The following is a 17,831-nucleotide window of genomic DNA, read 5'->3' as shown; positions in this document are numbered from 1 at the left end:
GCTCGAGCAGCTCGGTCAACGGCGTGGTCGATGTCACCACCGGCACGCCTTCGACGAAGGCATGCTCGATGTTGCCGTCGTCGCGCTTGGACAGTTTCTCGATGCAGGCCTCGAGGGAATCGGCGCTGACCGTGCCCAGATACCGGCGATTGCGGTCGTGCACCACGGCGGCCGGCCGATCGTACTTGTCCAGACGCGACAACGCGGCGCGCACGCTCGAGCCGGCCCGCTCGATCACGGTGACCTGATCGCGCCGGGCGATGTCCGCCGCGGTAAACACGTGACCGACGTTGACGTCGCGGAAGAACGAACGGACATAATCGTTGGCCGGGCTGCGCACGATCTCTTCCGGCGTGCCCACCTGCACGACGCGGCCGTTCTGCATGATCGCGATCCGATCGCCCACGCGCATGGCCTCGTCCAGATCATGGGTGATGAACACCACGGTGCGGGCCTGTTCGGACTGCAGCCGCAGAAGCTCATCCTGCATCTCGGTGCGGATCAGCGGATCAAGCGCGGAAAACGCTTCGTCCATCAGCAGGATGCCGGGATTGACCGCCAGCGCCCGGGCCAGCCCGACGCGCTGTTTCATGCCGCCGGACAGCTCATCGGGATAACTGTCGGCGTTGGCCTTGAGGCCGACCGCGTCGAGTGCCTCGAGCGCTCGTTTTTCACGCTCCTGTTTGCCGACGCCCGCGGTGGCCAGCCCGAAGCAGGTGTTCTCCAGTACGGTCTGATGCGGCATCAGCGCGAACGACTGGAAGACCATGCTGATCTCGTGGCGGCGCAGATCGATCAACTCGCGGCGGTTCATCTGGGTGATGTCGCGGCCGTTGATCTTGACCGCGCCCGCGCTCGGCTCGATCAGGCGATTGAGCATTCGCACCAGCGTCGACTTGCCGGAGCCGGACAAGCCCATGACGACGAAAATCTCGCCCTCCTCGACTTCAAAACTCGCATCCGAAACACCGACGGTCATGCCGGTCTCGGCAAAAATCTGATCCTTGCCTTGCCCCTTTTCCACGCGCTCCAGCGCGCGCTTCGGATGCGCTCCAAAGATTTTGTAGACGTGCTCTACGGACAGCTTGGTGTTCAAACGCGCCCCTCGCGCCGTGTAGGTGTAATTCCCTATGATAACGCACCTTTCGCACCAGACTGCAGCGCCGCGGGCCCGGCGGCCGCGTCCGCGCAACGCTTTGACCCCGCTCGACTTTGCACAAAACCAATACGACTCAATGGCTGACAAGCTATATGCGCAATACATCATTTTCCGTGAAATTTTCTAATCTTGACAGAAATCTGACATATCCCTAACGCGACCTGAGCGCGGGCTTGCTAGCGTTGTGCGCCATGCCATGTTATGAAACGACGATTGCCGACCCGGCCGTCCTGAAACAACGCCCGATCTACGGCCCGTTCAAGCGGGCGAAACGCCGGACGCTACGGGCTTTCGGGCGCTGGTCGCGGGCCGACTACGACGTCCGCTTCGTATTCGAAGGCGAGCGCATCGCCTACAAGAAAATCCTGTTCAACCACGCCGCGACCGCAGCGCGGGTGATGCGAAATCTGGAGCGCTTCGGGCCAAGCGAGCACCTGCCGAAATGCCATCGTGCCGACGGCCGCGCGCTGTGGATGGACTACATCGAGGGGCGTCCGTTCGACCGCCTCGTCAGCCCCTGCAGCCAGGAAGTCGCGCGCTGTTTCACTGAATTCGCCGCCCGCCATTCCTATCGCCGGCCGATCGGACAAACCGGGCTCTGGGGCGCCCACCGCGGCAATTTGACACGGCTGGTCGAGAGCGGACTGCTCGGCGACGATCTGCATGACGCGATTCTGGCGCGGTCGACGGCGTGCCGTCCCGCCACGCTGCGCATCGGCTTCGACTACCGCGATCCGATCGCGCCGAATCTGGTCGCGCGCGCGGATACCGGCCGCATCTGCGCGATCGACGTCAAGAACTGGCACGCCGACACGTTGGTCGGCCAGGGCCTGGCCAAGACCACCGACCGTTGGCTCGATGCGCCCGGCTGTGCGCGCGTGCTCGATATCATGAGCGACCACGGTCTCAACGATGTTGCCGAGGGTTTCGAATTCATCCGGCTGTACGAACGGATCGATCGGCTGCGCCGGTGCACCGATACCGAGTTGAAAACCCACGGCCGTATCCGCAAGCGCCGGGCCAAGCGCGCCCGGCTGGCCGCGCTCGCCTAGGGCGTGTTGAGGCTTCGTCCGAGCGCCGCGTTGGCCCCGCCCAGCGTGCTAGGCAAGGCGCCCTAATGCACGTCTTTCCGATCCGTACCCTGCCGTGGCGCGCTTTCGCGGTGGCGGTGGGGGCGCTGTGTCTGGCGCCGATCGCGGTGATCGTCGTCGTGCTGGCGCTTTCGGACCTGCTGCCGGGCTGGTTCGTCATCGCCGTCGTCGCGATCCTGCTGGGCTTCATGCTCGCCTGCCAGATCGCGCTCGTCGCGCTGGCGCTGTATATCACCACCCGCAATGAAATCACGCTGCGCGGCGGCACCATGCATCTCAAGGGCGGCGAATTCCACGAACGCGTGCCGCTGGACAGCGTGATGAGCGTACAACGCCTGGATCGCGGGCCGCCGCTGACCTGGCGCAACGGCATCGCCCTGCCCGGCTTCCGGGTGGGTTGGTATCAGCGCAACGACAACGATCGTTTCGTATTCGTGATCCGGGCCGCGCACGCGCCGATGCTCTACGTACGCACGAACATGCGCTTCGACGTACTGCTCGGGGTCGACGACCCGGCCGCACTCGGCCAGCGGCTGCTGGCCAATCGCGCCACCGACCGCGACTGAGCCTCACGGCCAACAGGTTCTATGGCATTTTGCACTATTAGCTAATAGTCGTAACTGTTTTCTAGCAAAAGAACACAGCCTGAACATCCGCTGGAAAGCTGATTTGACGCTTATCCAATCTGCGTAAATCTGCGTTCATCTGCGGATAAATGACTTAAAAAAGACGAAAAATGCTCTAGCGCGAAGCGAACAATCGATAAGCGGCGACAGCCGGTTTGTAGACCATGTATCGATGCAGCCCGTTGGCGAAGAAACGGGCGTTGAACTGGCGCCCGGCCGCGCCGGCCGACGCGGCCCCCGACGCCCCGGCCGAAACACGGTTCGCCTGACGCTGCTGGCGCGGATAAACCTCGCGCCGCACATAGTCCAGCACCCGCGCGTCCTCGCGATTGGCGCCGCGAACATGCGTCATCGCGCGTTCGTCTGCCAGCAGCGCATCGCGCAGCCGGTTGTCCCGCGCCGCGTTCACGCGTCGCAGCAGGGGCGTGAACCGCGGCAGATCGAGATGCGCCTGCATCAGCGCCAGCGATTCGTCGAAATGCTCCATCAGGCCCACGAAGGCGATCCGCCGCTCGATTTGGTCGATCGCGGCGTCGGCGTCCTCGCAGCCGGCCAGGCTCTGCGTCTGCACGTTGCGATAACGCGCATCCGTCACCCAGCGATCGAACGATCCTTCCGGCCAGCGCCCCTGGGCCACGCTGTACTGATACTCCGAGATACAGCGCTTCTCGGCGTCGCGCAGGAAAGTATAAAAGCGCAGATCCGGCTCGGCCGCATCGAGATCGCTGGTGCTGCGCACGCTATGGCCGGCGATCGAGGCCAGACGCGGGTTGATGCGCTTGAGGCGCCGCAGATCGGCCGCGTCGAACACATCGCCCTTGCCGCGCCAGCGCTTGACGTCGCAATGCGCCACACCGAACTCGCAGCGCATGATGTGCTTGAGCGTCTTGCCCGCGGTTTTTTTGATATGGATCAGCGCAATCATGAATGCTTCGGCCCGAAGTGGATCGACACTTTAGCGCTTAGGCGATTAAGAATCCGATAACACATAGACTGCGGAGCCGCGTACTCGCCGCGGCCATCGGCTGCGAGGCACTTGAAAATCAAGGACGGACACGCGCCGGTTAAATCGCCCCGAATAACCGCCGTTTACGATGGAAAGGTGAAAACAGTCAAGACGACGAAATGATCGTCAGCGTTTTGACAAATCGGCTGCTCGCGGCGCCGGATCACACCGCAAGTGCCTGAAAAAGATGGTGGCCGGAGGTGGAATCGAACCACCGACACTGCGATTTTCAGTCGCATGCTCTACCAACTGAGCTATCCGGCCACGCACTCGCCGTTGCGGCGAGACGCGTATTAAACCGATACGCGCGGCGCGGGTCAACCGCCGGCGCCCGGCCCGTCAGGATTTCGGCGGCACGTAGTGCGTGTCGGCGATCTCGCCGTCGCCGAAGAAATATTTTTCGGTCTGCTCGGCCAGGAATTCGCGCGCCTTGGGATCGGCCAGATGCAGCCCGTATTCGTTGATCAGGCGCGTCTGCTCGACCAGCCACTGCTGCCAGGCGACCGCGGAGACGTTTTCGTAGATGCGTTTGCCGAGTTCCCCCGGCAGCGGCTGGCGCGGCAGCCCTTCGGCCTCGTAACCGAGTTTGACGCAGTGCACGGTACGGCTCATAAGCCCAACTTGAGTTGCGGTGAATCGACGAGACGCGCGATCGGCGCCGGCAGGCCGGGCCGATCGCGGCGTTCGTACCAGGCGAAATCGCCGTCCATGATACGGACTGTGCTCCGGTACTGCACCCGCCGCGCATGCAGCGTGAGCAGGAAGTGCGTGAAGCCGTGCTCGATGGGCGCCAGCGCCGCGCCGGGGGTGGCCGCGATACCGAAACGCTCGCGACAGACGGCTTCGATATCCGCCTCGGGGTCGATCTCCGGCAAGCTCCACAGCCCGCCCCAAATGCCGGCGGGCGGCCGTTTTTCGAGCAGCACGCGCCCGGCATCGTCCTTGATCACCAGCAACGTGGTCTCGCGCCGTGGCCGGGCGCGCTTCTTGCGCGGCGCTGGGATATCGGCCTGCAGCGCATCGGCGTTGGCCACGCAGTCCGCCGCCAGCGGACAGCCGGGGCAGTTCGGCGCGCGCCGGGTGCACAGCGTGGCGCCGAGGTCCATGATCGCCTGGGTATAGTCGGACACGCGCTCGTGCGGCGTATAGCGCTCGGCGAGTTGCCAGAGCGGTTTTTCGTAGGCCGCGGAGCCGGGTACGGCGGTGATGGCGGCCAGACGCGCGATCACACGCTTGGCGTTGCCGTCCAATATCGGCGCCCAGACGCCGAACGCCTGGGCCACGATCGCGCCGGCGGTGGAGCGCCCGATGCCGGGCAACGTCATCAGCGTTTGCACGTCGCGCGGTAACGCGCCCCGATGCTCGGCCACGATCCATTTCGCCGCCGCGTGCAGGTTGCGGGCCCGCGCGTAGTAGCCGAGCCCCGCCCAGCGCGCCATGACGTCGTCGGCCTGGGCCGCGGCCAGCGCCCACACATCGGGGAAACGCGCCATGAAGGCGTTGAAATAATCGATCACGGTCGCGACCTGGGTCTGCTGCAGCATGATCTCGGCCACCCACACGCGATACGGCGTGCGCGGATGCTGCCAGGGCAGATCGTGCCGGCCGTGGCGATCGAACCACGCCAACAGCCTGGCGTCGATGCGGGCGGGGGCGCGCTCGGGAATTGCGTGTGTCATGGCGTCGGCTTGTCGTTCGCATCGTCGCGGTGCTGCGCCAGGCGCTCGATTGCCGTGGCGGTGGCCACGACCTGTTCGCGTAGAGCCCGCGCAATCGCCCAAGGCCCGATCAGCGGCGGAACCCACAAATCGGGCACGATACGGGCCCGGAATTCCAGTTCGGTGGCGTGTTCGCCGTCGGGCTTAAAGCGCCAGTGCGCATTCCCCGACGACAGATCGCCGCGCCCGGGCACCACCGTCATGTCGATACGCTTAGGCGGGTCGAGACGATAACGCATGACTTGGCGCAGCGTCTTGCAATACCACAGCACGCACAGCCGCATACGCGAGGCGAGCTTGTCGGCGCCGATCAAGCGTGTGGATTCGATCATCGCCGAATAGTCGGGCAGGCGCTCGAAATCGATCGCCGCGGCATAGGCCGGGCCGGCGGGTGCGGCGATATGCACCCGTGCCGTCACGCGATAGGCTTCGTGCTCGTGGTCGACATGCAGACGCTCGATGCTCGCCGCATGCGCCGCACCGGCGGTCAGAATCAGCCCGCCGACGAGCCATACCCGCCGGCTTCGGAGTAAACGTGTGCCGGTCCGCATATACGTCCGATCAGCCGGCCGCGCCCGCGGGCCGCGCGGTTGGCTTGCGGGCGCGACGCATATCGAGCGTATACGACGGCGCGAGCAGCGGGCCCTGCACGCGCATCGACACCGACAGCCCGGCCAACGGCGCCAGGCGTTGGTCGGCGCCGGCCGCGATATTCAGCATCAGCGTATAGTCGAGCCGGTTGTCCGGCAGGCTGTAGCTGCCCCGGCCGTGGCCGGTGAAGGCCGCGCCATGAATCGAGAAATCGCGGCTGCTGATCATCCCGTTGTCGATAACGAACCGCCCGCCAAGACGCCGAAACGCCGTGGCGCCTTCGTCTTCGACGTCATTCCGGCTCGCGCCGTCGCCGCTTTCGCGGGCGGCGAGCAGCAGCCCGGCGAGATCGAAGCCGTTGATCCGGCCGTGATCCAGCGCCAGGCGCGCACTACCGGAGAGGCTGCGCTTGAGCTCCGCCACCTGCCGGCCGATGGCGTGTAGATCGATATCGGCATCGGCATCGCCTTCGAGCCGGTGGCTGCCGGCCGTGTCGACCAGCAACGGCTCCACGGCGACCCCGCGCAAACGCCCGGACAGGGTGTATTGCGGCTCGCCGCCGCCGGCATCCACCGCGCCGGCCAGCCGCAGCGAGCCGCCGTACAGATCGGCGGTCAGCGGCGCGACGCGCAGCACGCTGTTTTCGGACGATACGCGAGCCACGGCGTCGCGCACCTCGAGATTGGCCACAATCAGCGAACTCACGCGCAGACGGCCCCGCATACGCAGATGATGCAACGGGGCCAGATCGAACTCGGCGGCCTTTTGCGCCGCGCCGCCGCCGGCCCGGGCGGGTTGGCTGGTTTGCGCCTGCGCCGCGCTGCCCGGCGGCAGATAGTGGTCGATGTTCAGGGTGTCGAGGTTGAGATCGAAATTGTAGTGCGGATCGGCGAAATCGTGGACCTCGACGCTGCCGCTGAGCGTGCTTTGGTCGAGCTTGGCCGCGATCTGCTTGAAACGTACGCCGTGCGCGCCGCCCTCGAACTGGGCATCGAAACTGGCCGTGCTCAGCGCCGAGCCCGCCTGGGTCTCGGGCGGGTGCAGTTCCAGTTGTTGCAGCACCGAGCGCGGACTGAACTCGGCCACCGTGATGCGGCCGTTATAGGTCAGCCGATCGTTCAGCCCGGTGCCGTCGATGTTGCCGGTCATGCTCAGGCCGGCGCTTTGCAGGCTGACGTTATCCAGCGCGAAGCGGCCTGACTGGAGATCGAGATTGCCCGAAGCGCCGAGATTGGCTTCCTGTTCGCCGCCGGGCACGGCGGGTCCGCGCGCCAGCACATTCACGCTGAGCCCGGAAAAACGATAGAAGTGGTCGGCGATATTCGGCTCGATGCGCGAAACCATATAGACCGCCGCCGTGAAACCGGAACCCGGCCAGCTCAAATCGCCGGTCGCCTCGAGCCGAAACGGGCTGCCGTTGCTGATGCGCCCGGTTTCCAGGCTGGCGTCGTGCAGCCGGTAGTGACGCGCGTGGGCCGCATCGTCGTAGCGGATATCGGCGCCCGATATCTCCAGGGCGCTGATCTTGAGCGACGGCAACGGCAACTGTTCGGGTCTTGCCGCCCGATTCTTGACCGCGTGCGGTCCACGCTCGGGGGCCGGAGTCGCGGCCGTAAGCCGGTGCACGATGCTTTGCCAGTTGGTGCGGCCGTCGCCGTGGCGGACCAGCGCCAGATCGAGGCCGTTGATATTCAGGGTGCCGAGGCGCAAATGGCCGGTGAACAATGGCAGCACGCGCAGCGTGACGTGGCCGTTATGGATGCGCGCCAGCGGCCGATCGCCGAAACCGTCGGCGTTGGCAATCGTCACCGAGCCGAAGCGCACCGACGGCCAGGGCAGCAGCGACAGCCGGATCGGCCCGTCAATATCGACATCGCGCCCGATCGCGTCGGTCACCGCGGCATCGATGCGCGCCCGATAAGCATTGGGATGAACACTCAAACGCAGCACCGCCAGCGCCGCCGCGATCAGCACCACGACGACAGCCACGATGCCGATGGCGACCTTGACCCAGGTATTCATTCGATTTCTTCGCTCGCCGCGCGCGCTCGTCCCAAACCAGACACGCCGAAGGCCCAATACTATGCAGCCAGCCGGCATTGCGCGTTATTCTACCGTCCTAAACGGCACCGCCGCCCGTCCAACGAACCGGCAATTCTCATGCAGATCCAAGTTAACGGCCAAACCCAGGAATGCGCCGAACGCGCCACGCTGTCACAGTTGCTCGCGGAGCTGGGTTACGGCGAGCAGCGCGTCGCGATCGAACACAACGGCGAAATCGTGCCCCGCGAGCGGCGCGGCGAAACCACGGTTGCGGCGGGCGACCGGATCGAGATCGTGCACGCGATCGGCGGCGGGCAGGCCACCTCGGTTGCCGATGCCTTCACCGTGGCCGGGCGCACCTTCGCCTCGCGCTTGTTGGTCGGCACCGGCAAGTATGCCGATCTGGACCAGACCGAGGCCGCGATCACGGCCTCGGGCGCGGAGATCGTCACGCTCGCCATACGGCGCACACCCGCGTTGACCGATCCCAAGGCGCGCGAAGCGCGCAACCTGCTCGATGTCGTGCCGCCGGAGAAATACACCCTGTTACCCAATACGGCCGGCTGTTATACCGCCGAAGACGCGGTGCGCACCTGCCGTATGGCCCGCGAACTGCTCGACGGCCATAATCTGATCAAGCTCGAGGTGATCGGCGACGAGAAGACGTTGTATCCGGATGTTTCCGAAACGCTGGTCGCGGCGCGGGAACTGATCGCCGACGGCTTCGACGTCATGGTCTATACCAGCGACGACCCGATCGTCGCGCGCCGGCTGGAAGACATCGGCTGTTGTGCGATCATGCCGCTGGCCGGGCCGATCGGCTCGGGCTTGGGCATCCAGAACCGCTATAACGTGATCGAGATCGTGGAGAACGCGGGCGTGCCCGTGCTGGTCGATGCCGGTGTGGGCACGGCCTCGGACGCGGCGATCGCGATGGAACTCGGCTGCGACGGCGTGCTGCTCAACACCGCCATCGCCGGCGCGGCCAAGCCGGTGCTGATGGCCCAGGCCATGCGCCATGCCGTGATCGCCGGCCGTCAGGCGTTTCTGGCCGGCCGCATGCCGCGCCGGCGCTATGCCTCGGCCTCGTCACCGATGTCCGATCGGCCGTTCTGAACGCCCCGCGCCGGCCGCCGCGGCCAATGGTTCGACAACCCGGAGACAGGCTGTGGACCAGCCCACGCATCGTCGCATCCGCAGTTTCGTCAAGCGCGAGGGCCGGCTCACGCCCGGGCAGGAAAAGAATCTGGCCGAACTCTGGCCGCGCTACGGCCTGAGCCGGCCCGATGCGCCTATCGACTGGGCCGCCGAATTCGGCCGCGACGCGTATCGCACGCTGGAGATCGGCTTCGGCGCCGGCGAGGTACTGGCCGATCTCGCGATCGACAACCCGGCACGCGATTTCATCGGCATCGAAGTCTATCGCACCGGCGTCGGCCGCCTGCTCGGTGCGCTCGACGGTGCCGGCGCGAGCAACGTCCGGGTGTTTTGCGACGACGCGGTGGATATTCTCGCCTCGGCGTTTGCCGAGGGCGCGCTCGACGAAGTGCTGCTCTATTTTCCCGATCCCTGGCCCAAGAAACGCCACCATAAGCGCCGCATCGTGCAGCCCGTGTTCGCCGCCGAGATCGCGCGGGTATTAAAACCGGGCGGCCTCTGGCGGCTGGCCACCGATTGGGTGAATTATGCCGAGCACATGCGCGCGGTACTCGACGCGCACGCGGCGTTCGACAACGTCGGCGATCGCGATGGTTTCGTGAGCGATCCGCCCCGTCGCGACACCCGCTTCGAGAATCGCGGCATCAAAAAAGGCCATGTCGTGCACGACATGGCCTATCGTCGCCGCCCAGGTTAGATCGTCATGCCGCGGCGCGGTCTTCCGGCGCCGCGGATTATGGTAGGTCGCAGGCGTGGCGATAGTCCTCCAGCACCTGTGTAATCTTGTCGATGACAACATCGCCGGCGGCCATATGGGTCGCGCCGAGGCGCGCGAACTCATGCCCGGCGTATTGCCGCCACAGCGCGGCCGGCACGTGCAAACCCTCGAGGTTGTCGAACAGCCGATCGACGGCGCGGGCAACGCGCGGGTGCTGCCAGTAATAGCGAATACGATCGGAAAAACTGAACGCACGCAGCACGGCAAGCCGTTGCTCGTCGCCCTGGTAATAGCCGCGCCAGGCGTCCGGCTCCGCGCCCATCACCGCCTCGATCACGGCGCGCAAATCGGACCGGCACTCGGCCGGTAGCAGTTCGTCCTCGATCGCCGCCAGCGCGAACAAGCCCTCGCGTAAAGCGAAGGTAAGCGCCGGGCCGACCTTGAGAATGGCGAAATGATCGGCGACCAGCGCGGCGAGCGCGCCACGCGCCTGGTAGTCGGTCGAATGGGCCTCGAAGACGAGGCCGTCGTAGTCGTCGATCGCATCGACCAGCGCCGATGCTTGGGCCGGATCGTAGGCGATGGTGCTGGAATGGTCGAAATCCACGCCGGGCTGCACGACCACGGCGACCACGCGCGAAAACGCGTCGTCCAGGCCGCGTGCCGCGAACGCGGCGCGGTGGGTATCCACGGTTTCGGCCACGCGCGCCGGGCGTGTCACCGCCACCTGATCGAGCCCATCCGATTCGCCGCCCGGCACCGGCACTTCGGTGCCAATGACATAGGCCAGCCGCGCCGGGACCGGGGCGCGCCGCTCGGCGGCCGCCGCCAGCCGGGCCGCGCGCTCGGCCACGGTCACCGCCGCCAGCGGCTCCTCGTCGCCGGCCAACGCCATGGAGGCATCCAGATGCAGCTTGGAGAAACCGGCCGCGGCATAGGCTTCGACCAGCGCTTCGGCCTTGTCCATGGCGGCCTCGGCCGGTTCATGCTTCCACGGGTTGGGCCCGAGATGATCGCCGCCGAGAATCAGCCGGCGCGTATCGAAAGACACCCGCGCGGCGATATCTTCCACGAAGGCGCGGAAATCGACCGGGGTCATCCCGGTATAGCCGCCCTCCTGGTTGACCTGGTTGCAGGTCGCCTCGATCAGCACCTCGCGATCCGTATTTCGATCGAAACGCAGCGCGGCCTCGATCACCAGCGGATGCGCCGAACAGATCGAGCAGATGCCTACGGGGCGGCCGGCGCGGTTTCGGGCAAGCAGTTTCTTCATGACATTGGCTCTAGAGAGGATATTCGGTAATTACGGGCCGGCCCACGGTATGCCGGCGCATGAACGCATCGAGTTCGGCGCGCGTCGCGGTGCCTTCCATCGGCCCTTTCTTGCCGACCGCGCAGGCCCCGGCGGCGTTGGCGTAGCACAGCGCATCCTCGACCGCCAGGCCGGCATCGCGCAGCGCCACATAGGTCGCGCCGAAACAATCGCCCGCCCCGGTCGGGTCGATCTCCTCGACCGCGTAGCCGGGCATGTCGATCCGGCGCTCGCGATCGTAGTAACGCGCGCCGGCCGCGCCTTTCTTGATCACGATCTCGGATACGCCGTTGGCGAGACTCTCGGCGACCGCGGCCTGTTCCGTGTCGGCCCCGGTCAGCAGCATCAGTTCGCCTTCGCTGGGCAACAACACGTCCGTGTATTCGAGCACGTAATGCAGCGCATCGCGCATCTCGGGCAGATCGAGCATCTCCTTGCGTACGTTCGGATCGAACGACACGCGCCCACCATGCGCCTTCACCGCGTCCACCGCCTTGTGCATGGCATGGATCATGTGGAAAGAGAACAGCGACGAACCCATGACATGGAACAACGCGCAGCCGGTCAGCCGGGCGGCGTCCACCGCATCGGTATCGATCCGGGCACAGGCGGCATGGGTGATGTGATAGATGAAATCACGCTCGCCGCTGGCATGATAAGTGACGAACGCGGTGCCGGTGGTCTGATCGTCCAGCATACGGATCGCGTCCGTGTGCACGCCGTCGGCCGCCAGCCGGTCGCGCGTCATGCGGCCGAAATCGTCGTTGCCGACGGCCCCGATGATGCCGGCCGCGATGCCGACCTTGGCGACCTGATCGATGAATATCGCCGGCGCGCCACTGGGGAACGGGCCGACCAGCGGGCCGGGCGCGGCGAAACTCTGGTCGCGCTCCACGGCCATGATCTCCACCAGGATCTCGCCGAGCGTCATGATCCGGGGCGCGCCGCTCATCGATTCGCACTCGGCTGACGCGCGCGCCAGGCGCGGCCGTAAGCATCCGCCGCCTTCATGGCGGCCAGATAATCGGCCTCGCCATAGGCGATCGGCTCGTTGAACGTGCATTCACCGGAGCGCGTCATGCGTTCGACCGCGACCATCAGCTTGGCGTCGTCGTAGTGCTCGAGCCCGAGATCGGCGAGCGTCAGCGGCAGGCGCACCGAATGACAAAAGGCATAGATCGTTTCGACGGTCGCGCTGTCCTTGTCGGTGAGAAATAACGACGCCAGCACGCCGAAGGCGACCTTTTCGCCATGCAGCAAATGGTGTGTCTCCGGCCATTCGGCGATGCCCTGGTGAAATCCATGGGCCGCCCCCAGGCCGCCGCTTTCGAAGCCGATCGTGCTCATCAGCGTGGCCGCCTCGACCACGTGCTCCAGCGCCGGCGTGACCAGCCCGTCGTCGCAGTGCGCCAGCGCCAGCGGCGCGTATTCGAGCAGCGTGTCGTAGCACAGGCGCGCCACCGCGTGCGCGGTGAACGTCGAGGCATAACCCGTGAAATTGATCGTGCGGGTCACGAACGCCGACTCGGCTTCCAGCCAGGTGGCCAGCGCATCGGCGATACCGGCCGATAGATACCGCGCCGGCGCCGCCGCCACGACCGCCGTGTCGACCAGGACGAGATCCGGGTTGGCCCGGCCGTGGATATCGCGGTCGACCGTGTGTTCGGGCGTGTAGACCACGGCGTTCTTGCTGCACGGCGCATCGGACGCGGCGATGGTCGGCACCGCGATCATGCGCACGCCGGGCGTAAAATAGGCCGCGCCCTTGGCCGTATCGATCGCCTTGCCGCCGCCGACGCCGATCACCACGTCGTGACCGGCCTCGACGAGAAGGCCGGCGGCGCGTTGCATCTCGGCTTCGGTGGATTCACCGCCGAAATCGAAGAACGCATGCACGAGTTCGTTGCCCAGAATGGTGTCGAGTCTAGGCCTCATCCATTCGGCAATGCCGGGATCGAGCACGATCAGTGCATTGGAACCCAGGATATTGGCGTGCTTGGCCAGCTCGCCGAGGGCGTCGGCGCCCTGGATGTAGCGGGCGGGAAAGATGGCGCTGGTGATCATGACGGTATTCGCGGTGGTTCTTGCAGGAATGGATGGAAGTCAAGCCGTGGCGCGGCCGCGCGAGAACACGGCGGCCGTCTCGTCGGCCGTTTCGGCGGCAAATCCCGAGGCCGCGAGGGTCGCCGTGAGCGGTACCGTCAGCGACGGCGCGACGATCACGATATCCAGCCCTTCGAGCGCGCACGTCAGCGCCTCGGCCGCCAAGGCGTCGGCGAGTACGCCGCAACACAGGTCCGCGCGCACGGCGATGCGTCGGTAATGGCGTCCGGTGGCGGTGTCGGCGAGCGTGCGCTCGTTGAGCGGAACGAAGGCGACATCGATCGCGAGCCCCGGGTCGGGTTCGCCGAGGCAGATGCCTTCGGCGGCACGATAACGGCCGCCGGTCAGCACCAGTTCGGTAACCGGATAGATCGCGGTCTGGGCGGCCACGGCCGGTGCATCGCTGACCGCGACCAGATCCGGGCGCTGGGACACGGCCGGCAACAGCCGCTGCGCCAGCAGCGCGCCGCCGAGAAAAACCGTGCCCCGCCCGGGCAACCAACCGACCAGCCGCTGATGCACGCGCAGCATTTCATCCGCCGCGGGACTTGTCGATGCGGCCCCGGCCGCGCGCGGCGATCGTAGACCGCGCGCGCTCACCGCGCCGCCGAACGAGCGAATCACATAACCGCGCTCTTCCAGATAGCCGAGGTCGGTGCGGATGGTAACCACCGAAACATCGAACTCGTCGGCCAGTTCATTGACCCGTACCGAGCCTTCGGCCCGCACGCGTTCGGCAACGCGCAGGCGCCGCTTGAGTGCCGTATTCCGATCCCGCATCTTATTTTCGTTTCGAAAGACGAATTAAGCCTACTCGAAAGAAAGGCTGGAGCGAAAGCGACTTTGACCGAGTCGAACCAGCACCGAATCGCAGAGCCTGGTGACCGCTAACTGTTTTCGTTTGAAAAACAGACCGGTACACTCGAAGCAAAAACAGCGCGATTGGAGCGAGCATGCATCGCCGGCGTACGCCGGCCATACGCCAAGCGGCGTACGACGCGCCGATCACGAACGCAACCGAGAGCGCGAGCGATCGGATTGTCTCGATGCCGAGTGGCATTGCTGTCCGGTCGCGGCCTTGCCGGGCCAGGGCAGGACCGCGCGAAACGCCGGCCGACCGGGTCGTTTAGCCGGTCGCTTCCTCGGTGGGCGCTTCGTGCAGCACCATACGCAGAAACTGGCGGGTCCGCTCTTCGGCGGGTGCGGTAAAAATCTGCGACGGCTCCCCTTGCTCGAGAATCCGCCCATCGCAGAAAAAACACACCCGATCGGCCACATCGCGGGCAAAACCCATTTCATGGGTCACGATCAGCATGGAGAGATCGTGCTCGGCAGCCAAATCCTTGATCACCTCAAGCACATCGCCGACCATCTCCGGGTCCAATGCCGAGGTCGGCTCATCGAACAACAGCAGCTTCGGCCGCATCGCCATCGCGCGGGCGATCGCCACGCGCTGTTTCTGGCCGCCGGACAGCGAGTTCGGATAGGCTTCGCGCTTGTCGCTCAGACCCACCCGCGCAAGCAGTTCGTCGGCCCGCGCCTCGGCCTCGGCGCGTGAAAGCCCGGCGACCTTCATCGGCGCTTCGATGATGTTGCGCAGCACCGTCATGTTGGGAAACAGATTGAAGTGCTGGAACAGCATGCCGACATCGCTGCGCATTTTTCGCAGATATTTTTCTCCCGCCGGCCGTAGTTCGCCCGCGCGCGAGCGCTCGTGCCAGAGCGGTACTTCCGAGAGATAGACCACGCCTTTCTGGATATCCTCGAGCGTCATCAGGATACGCAGCACGGTCGATTTGCCGGACCCAGAGGGCCCCATGAGCACGACCCGTTCGCCTGGCGCCATCTCGAAATCGAAATCGCGCAGGACGATCGTGTCGCCGAAACTTTTGGTGACTTTGTCGAAGCGGACGATCGGTTTCATTTGAGTGCGATGCCGGCGCGCGGCAACTTTTTCTCCAGATAGCGGACGGCGGTGGCCGCAACCGCCGTCAGAATTAAAAACAATACCCCGACCAAAGTCAGCGGCAGCATATAGCGGAAGGTGCGATCGCCGACGATCTTGGCGGCGCCCAGCATTTCGAGCACGGTGATCGCCGACAGAATGGGCGTGTCCTTGATGATCGAGATCAGATAGTTGGCCAGCGCCGGCACAATACGCGGAATGGCCTGCGGCACGATGACGTCGCGGTAGGTCCGCCAGGCGCCGAGATTGAGCGCGCGCGCGGCTTCACGCTGGCCCCGCGGCACCGCTTCGAGACCGGCCCGGTAGACTTCGGACGTATAAGCGCTGTATTGGATGCCGAGCGTGATGATGCCGGTCTCCAGCGCCGGTAGCGTGATGCCGTAATCCGGCAATATGTAGTACAGAAAATAGAGCTGGATCAACAACGGCGTATCGCGCACAAACTCGACGATGAAGGCGATCGGCCAGGACACGGCGCGTAGCGGCACGCCGCGCAGCAGCGCGAAGACCAGCCCCAGCGCCATGGCGATCAGAAAGCCGAAGATGGTGGCCAGGATGGTGATTTTCATGCCGATCAAGAGAATCGGCAGGATTGACAGGGCAAAAGCCTCCGGGCTGGACAGGTCCCAGTGAAAACCGAACAACATCAGCGGGTGGCCTCGCGTCCGGAAACCCCGCGCAAATAGCGCTCGAGCAGGCGCATGGCGGCCATCAACACGAGCGCCATGGCAAAGTACAACAGCAGCGTGAGGATCAGGATCGGCAAGGTTTCGAGGGTTCGATTACGCAGATTGTCGGCGGCGAATGCCAGGTCGGCGAGGCTGATCAACGACACCAGCGCAGAATCCTTGAGATTCTGGATCGCCAGATTGCCGAACGGCGGCATCATCTCGATCAAGGCCTGCGGCATCAGGATGCGCCACAACGTTTGAATGGGCGTGAAGTTGAGCGCGGTGGCCGCTTCGTACTGGCCGGCGTCAACCGAATTGAGCGAACCACGCACCACCTCCGCACCATAGGCGCCGATGTTGAGCGACAGCGCGAGCACGCCCGCCACCTCCGGCGACAGCCGAATACCGATGATCGGCAGCGCGAAGTACAGCCAGAACAACTGCACGAGCAGCGACGTACCGCGAAAGATCTGGACATAAAGCCCCGCCAGCCAGCGCCAGCCGGCAAAGCGCGCGGTGGAGCCGATGCCGGCGGCGAAGGCAAGAATGGCGCCGCCGGCGGTCGAGGCCAGCGTGATCCAGGCCGTGACCTCGGCACCGTAAAGCAGCGGCGGCAGAAGACTAAGCCAGTCCATCGGCGCTACCGCGCTCGGCTTTGATCAGCACGGATTGTTCGCGCATGCCGCGCACACGCGAACAATCCGCAGCCGAAGGCTCGCGAAAGATGGCCCACGTCTTAATCCGACGAGGCGCTACACAGCTGTTCGGTGGTCTTTGCGTCGACCAGGTCGATGGAATGCTCGTCCAGGCCGTAGTGCTTGAGGGTCTGCTTCCACTCTTTCGTCTGCTGCACCGCTTTCAGATTCTTGTTGAATGCCTTGCGCAGCTTGTCGCTATCCGAATTGAAGGTGAAGGCGCCCCAACTGCGCACCGGCTCGCCGTTGATCACCGGATCGTTAAACGGTTCGGCTTCGATCGTCCTATCCGACTTTTTGGCCAGACGGGCCACCGTGAGTTGGGTCCCCGCATAGGCGTCGACGCGACCGGAAGCCACCGCGGAAGCGGCGTCGGTGTTGGCCCGGAGCATCACCAACTGGGAATCCGGAATACCGAGCTTGTGCGCGAATTCGAGCTGATCGGCGCCGGAGACGATGCCCATCTTGAGATCATCGTTCTTCACGAAGTCCTGATAGCCGTGGATGTCTTTGGGATTGCCCTTCTTGACCATCAGGCCTTCGCCGTAGGTCGTGTTCGGAATCGAGAAGTCGACCTGGGAACAGCGCTGCGGCAGCACCGCCTGCGAGGCGGCCACCATATCGACACGGCCGGCCTTGAGCGCCGGAATCAGAGAGCCGAACGGCACGACCGTCCACTGGATATCGTCGATACCCATGCGCTTCAGGACCATCTTGGCGGTGCTGGGGCCGAAGCCCTCCGCCTTGCCCTGGGCATTCATGAAGCCGTACGGAATTTCGTTGGCGACTGCGATCCGGATATAGCCGCGGTCCTTGATGTCCTGCAACGAGGCCGCCGAGGCCGCTGCGCTCACCACCACGGTCAGTGCCAGCAGAACAAGCGCATGCACAAACCGGGTTAGGGGTCGGCTTCTACTCATGGTGATATCTCCCTCTGTTATTTATCGACGTTTTCCGATACACGCGCTACTCGG

The 17,831-nt window shown here is 65.0% G+C and carries 18 protein-coding genes and 1 tRNA gene; 4 read left to right on the top strand and 15 right to left on the bottom strand.

Features of this window, described 5'->3' with window-relative positions; genetic code table 11:
• Positions 1 to 1,096 (bottom strand): glycine betaine/L-proline ABC transporter ATP-binding protein ProV (gene proV / locus VFJ08_RS01465; RefSeq protein ID WP_324994412.1); only part of this gene is annotated, 1,096 nt, incomplete at its 3' end.
• A gap of 254 nt (positions 1,097 to 1,350) precedes the next feature.
• Between proV and VFJ08_RS01460 the strand changes: the two genes are divergently transcribed.
• Entirely contained in the window at positions 1,351 to 2,211 is an 861-nt protein-coding gene (locus VFJ08_RS01460; RefSeq protein ID WP_324994410.1) for a hypothetical protein, read from the top strand.
• A 65-nt stretch (positions 2,212 to 2,276) separates the two neighbouring features.
• Complete coding sequence (locus tag VFJ08_RS01455) at positions 2,277 to 2,816, top strand: hypothetical protein (RefSeq protein ID WP_324994408.1); 540 nt, start codon at positions 2,277 to 2,279, stop codon at positions 2,814 to 2,816.
• A gap of 175 nt (positions 2,817 to 2,991) precedes the next feature.
• On the opposite strand, the gene VFJ08_RS01450 is transcribed toward VFJ08_RS01455, so the two are convergent.
• From VFJ08_RS01450 to VFJ08_RS01425, 6 genes are all read right to left on the bottom strand, one after another.
• Complete coding sequence (locus tag VFJ08_RS01450) at positions 2,992 to 3,801, bottom strand: hypothetical protein (protein WP_324994406.1); 810 nt, start codon at positions 3,799 to 3,801, stop codon at positions 2,992 to 2,994.
• Positions 3,802 to 4,070: 269 nt separating this feature from the next.
• Positions 4,071 to 4,146, bottom strand: a tRNA-Phe gene (locus tag VFJ08_RS01445).
• Positions 4,147 to 4,221: 75 nt separating this feature from the next.
• Positions 4,222 to 4,494, bottom strand: a complete 273-nt coding sequence (locus VFJ08_RS01440) for an oxidative damage protection protein (protein ID WP_324994404.1) — start codon at positions 4,492 to 4,494, stop codon at positions 4,222 to 4,224.
• Positions 4,491 to 5,561: an A/G-specific adenine glycosylase gene (gene mutY / locus VFJ08_RS01435; protein WP_324994402.1), complete on the bottom strand. Its 1,071-nt coding sequence runs from the start codon at positions 5,559 to 5,561 to the stop codon at positions 4,491 to 4,493. Before mutY ends, VFJ08_RS01440 begins: the two co-directional genes overlap by 4 nt.
• Positions 5,558 to 6,151, bottom strand: a complete 594-nt coding sequence (locus tag VFJ08_RS01430) for an SRPBCC family protein (protein ID WP_324994400.1) — start codon at positions 6,149 to 6,151, stop codon at positions 5,558 to 5,560. Before VFJ08_RS01430 ends, mutY begins: the two co-directional genes overlap by 4 nt.
• A 10-nt stretch (positions 6,152 to 6,161) precedes the next feature.
• Complete coding sequence (locus tag VFJ08_RS01425) at positions 6,162 to 8,213, bottom strand: AsmA family protein (protein WP_324994398.1); 2,052 nt, start codon at positions 8,211 to 8,213, stop codon at positions 6,162 to 6,164.
• Positions 8,214 to 8,351: 138 nt separating this feature from the next.
• Here VFJ08_RS01425 and thiS point away from each other — a divergent pair, with 138 nt between their 5' ends.
• Positions 8,352 to 9,350 (top strand): sulfur carrier protein ThiS, encoded by a 999-nt coding sequence (gene thiS / locus VFJ08_RS01415; RefSeq protein WP_349256928.1) that lies wholly within the window; start codon positions 8,352 to 8,354, stop codon positions 9,348 to 9,350.
• A 52-nt stretch (positions 9,351 to 9,402) separates the two neighbouring features.
• Positions 9,403 to 10,089 carry a tRNA (guanosine(46)-N7)-methyltransferase TrmB gene (trmB, locus tag VFJ08_RS01410; RefSeq protein ID WP_324994396.1) on the top strand — a complete coding sequence of 229 codons (687 nt, stop codon included), beginning with the start codon at positions 9,403 to 9,405 and terminating at the stop codon, positions 10,087 to 10,089.
• Positions 10,090 to 10,126: 37 nt separating this feature from the next.
• Here the strand turns inward: trmB and VFJ08_RS01405 are convergent, their stop codons facing one another.
• The 8 genes from VFJ08_RS01405 to ehuB all read right to left on the bottom strand — a co-directional run bounded on the left by VFJ08_RS01405 (position 10,127) and on the right by ehuB (position 17,777).
• Positions 10,127 to 11,383: a D-tagatose-bisphosphate aldolase, class II, non-catalytic subunit gene (locus VFJ08_RS01405; RefSeq protein WP_324994393.1), complete on the bottom strand. Its 1,257-nt coding sequence runs from the start codon at positions 11,381 to 11,383 to the stop codon at positions 10,127 to 10,129.
• Between the two features lie 10 nt (positions 11,384 to 11,393).
• A complete protein-coding gene (locus tag VFJ08_RS01400) occupies positions 11,394 to 12,374 on the bottom strand; it encodes a sugar kinase (RefSeq protein WP_324994392.1) in 981 nt (326 codons plus the stop codon).
• Entirely contained in the window at positions 12,371 to 13,486 is a 1,116-nt protein-coding gene (locus VFJ08_RS01395) for a glycerol dehydrogenase (protein ID WP_324994390.1), read from the bottom strand. Before VFJ08_RS01395 ends, VFJ08_RS01400 begins: the two co-directional genes overlap by 4 nt.
• A 39-nt stretch (positions 13,487 to 13,525) precedes the next feature.
• The gene (locus VFJ08_RS01390) at positions 13,526 to 14,305 is read right to left on the bottom strand and encodes a DeoR family transcriptional regulator (RefSeq protein WP_324994387.1); all 780 of its coding nucleotides are present in this window, start codon (positions 14,303 to 14,305) and stop codon (positions 13,526 to 13,528) included.
• 346 nt (positions 14,306 to 14,651) lie between these two features.
• Positions 14,652 to 15,449, bottom strand: a complete 798-nt coding sequence (gene ehuA / locus VFJ08_RS01385) for an ectoine/hydroxyectoine ABC transporter ATP-binding protein EhuA (RefSeq protein WP_324994385.1) — start codon at positions 15,447 to 15,449, stop codon at positions 14,652 to 14,654.
• On the bottom strand, positions 15,446 to 16,138 hold the full coding sequence (gene ehuD, locus VFJ08_RS01380) for an ectoine/hydroxyectoine ABC transporter permease subunit EhuD (RefSeq protein ID WP_324994382.1): 693 nt from the start codon (positions 16,136 to 16,138) through the stop codon (positions 15,446 to 15,448). Before ehuD ends, ehuA begins: the two co-directional genes overlap by 4 nt.
• Entirely contained in the window at positions 16,138 to 16,797 is a 660-nt protein-coding gene (gene ehuC / locus VFJ08_RS01375) for an ectoine/hydroxyectoine ABC transporter permease subunit EhuC (protein ID WP_324994380.1), read from the bottom strand. The genes ehuD and ehuC overlap by 1 nt, the downstream gene beginning before the upstream one ends.
• A 101-nt stretch (positions 16,798 to 16,898) precedes the next feature.
• Complete coding sequence (gene ehuB, locus VFJ08_RS01370; RefSeq protein ID WP_324994379.1) at positions 16,899 to 17,777, bottom strand: ectoine/hydroxyectoine ABC transporter substrate-binding protein EhuB; 879 nt, start codon at positions 17,775 to 17,777, stop codon at positions 16,899 to 16,901.
• Positions 17,778 to 17,831 lie beyond the last annotated feature (54 nt).

The sequence above is a fragment of the Salinisphaera sp. genome, assembly GCF_035690525.1.
In the GTDB taxonomy this organism is placed as follows: domain Bacteria; phylum Pseudomonadota; class Gammaproteobacteria; order Nevskiales; family Salinisphaeraceae; genus Salinisphaera.
The sequence above is the reverse complement of the archived record's forward strand: the minus strand, read 5'-3'. Positions and strand labels throughout refer to the sequence as shown.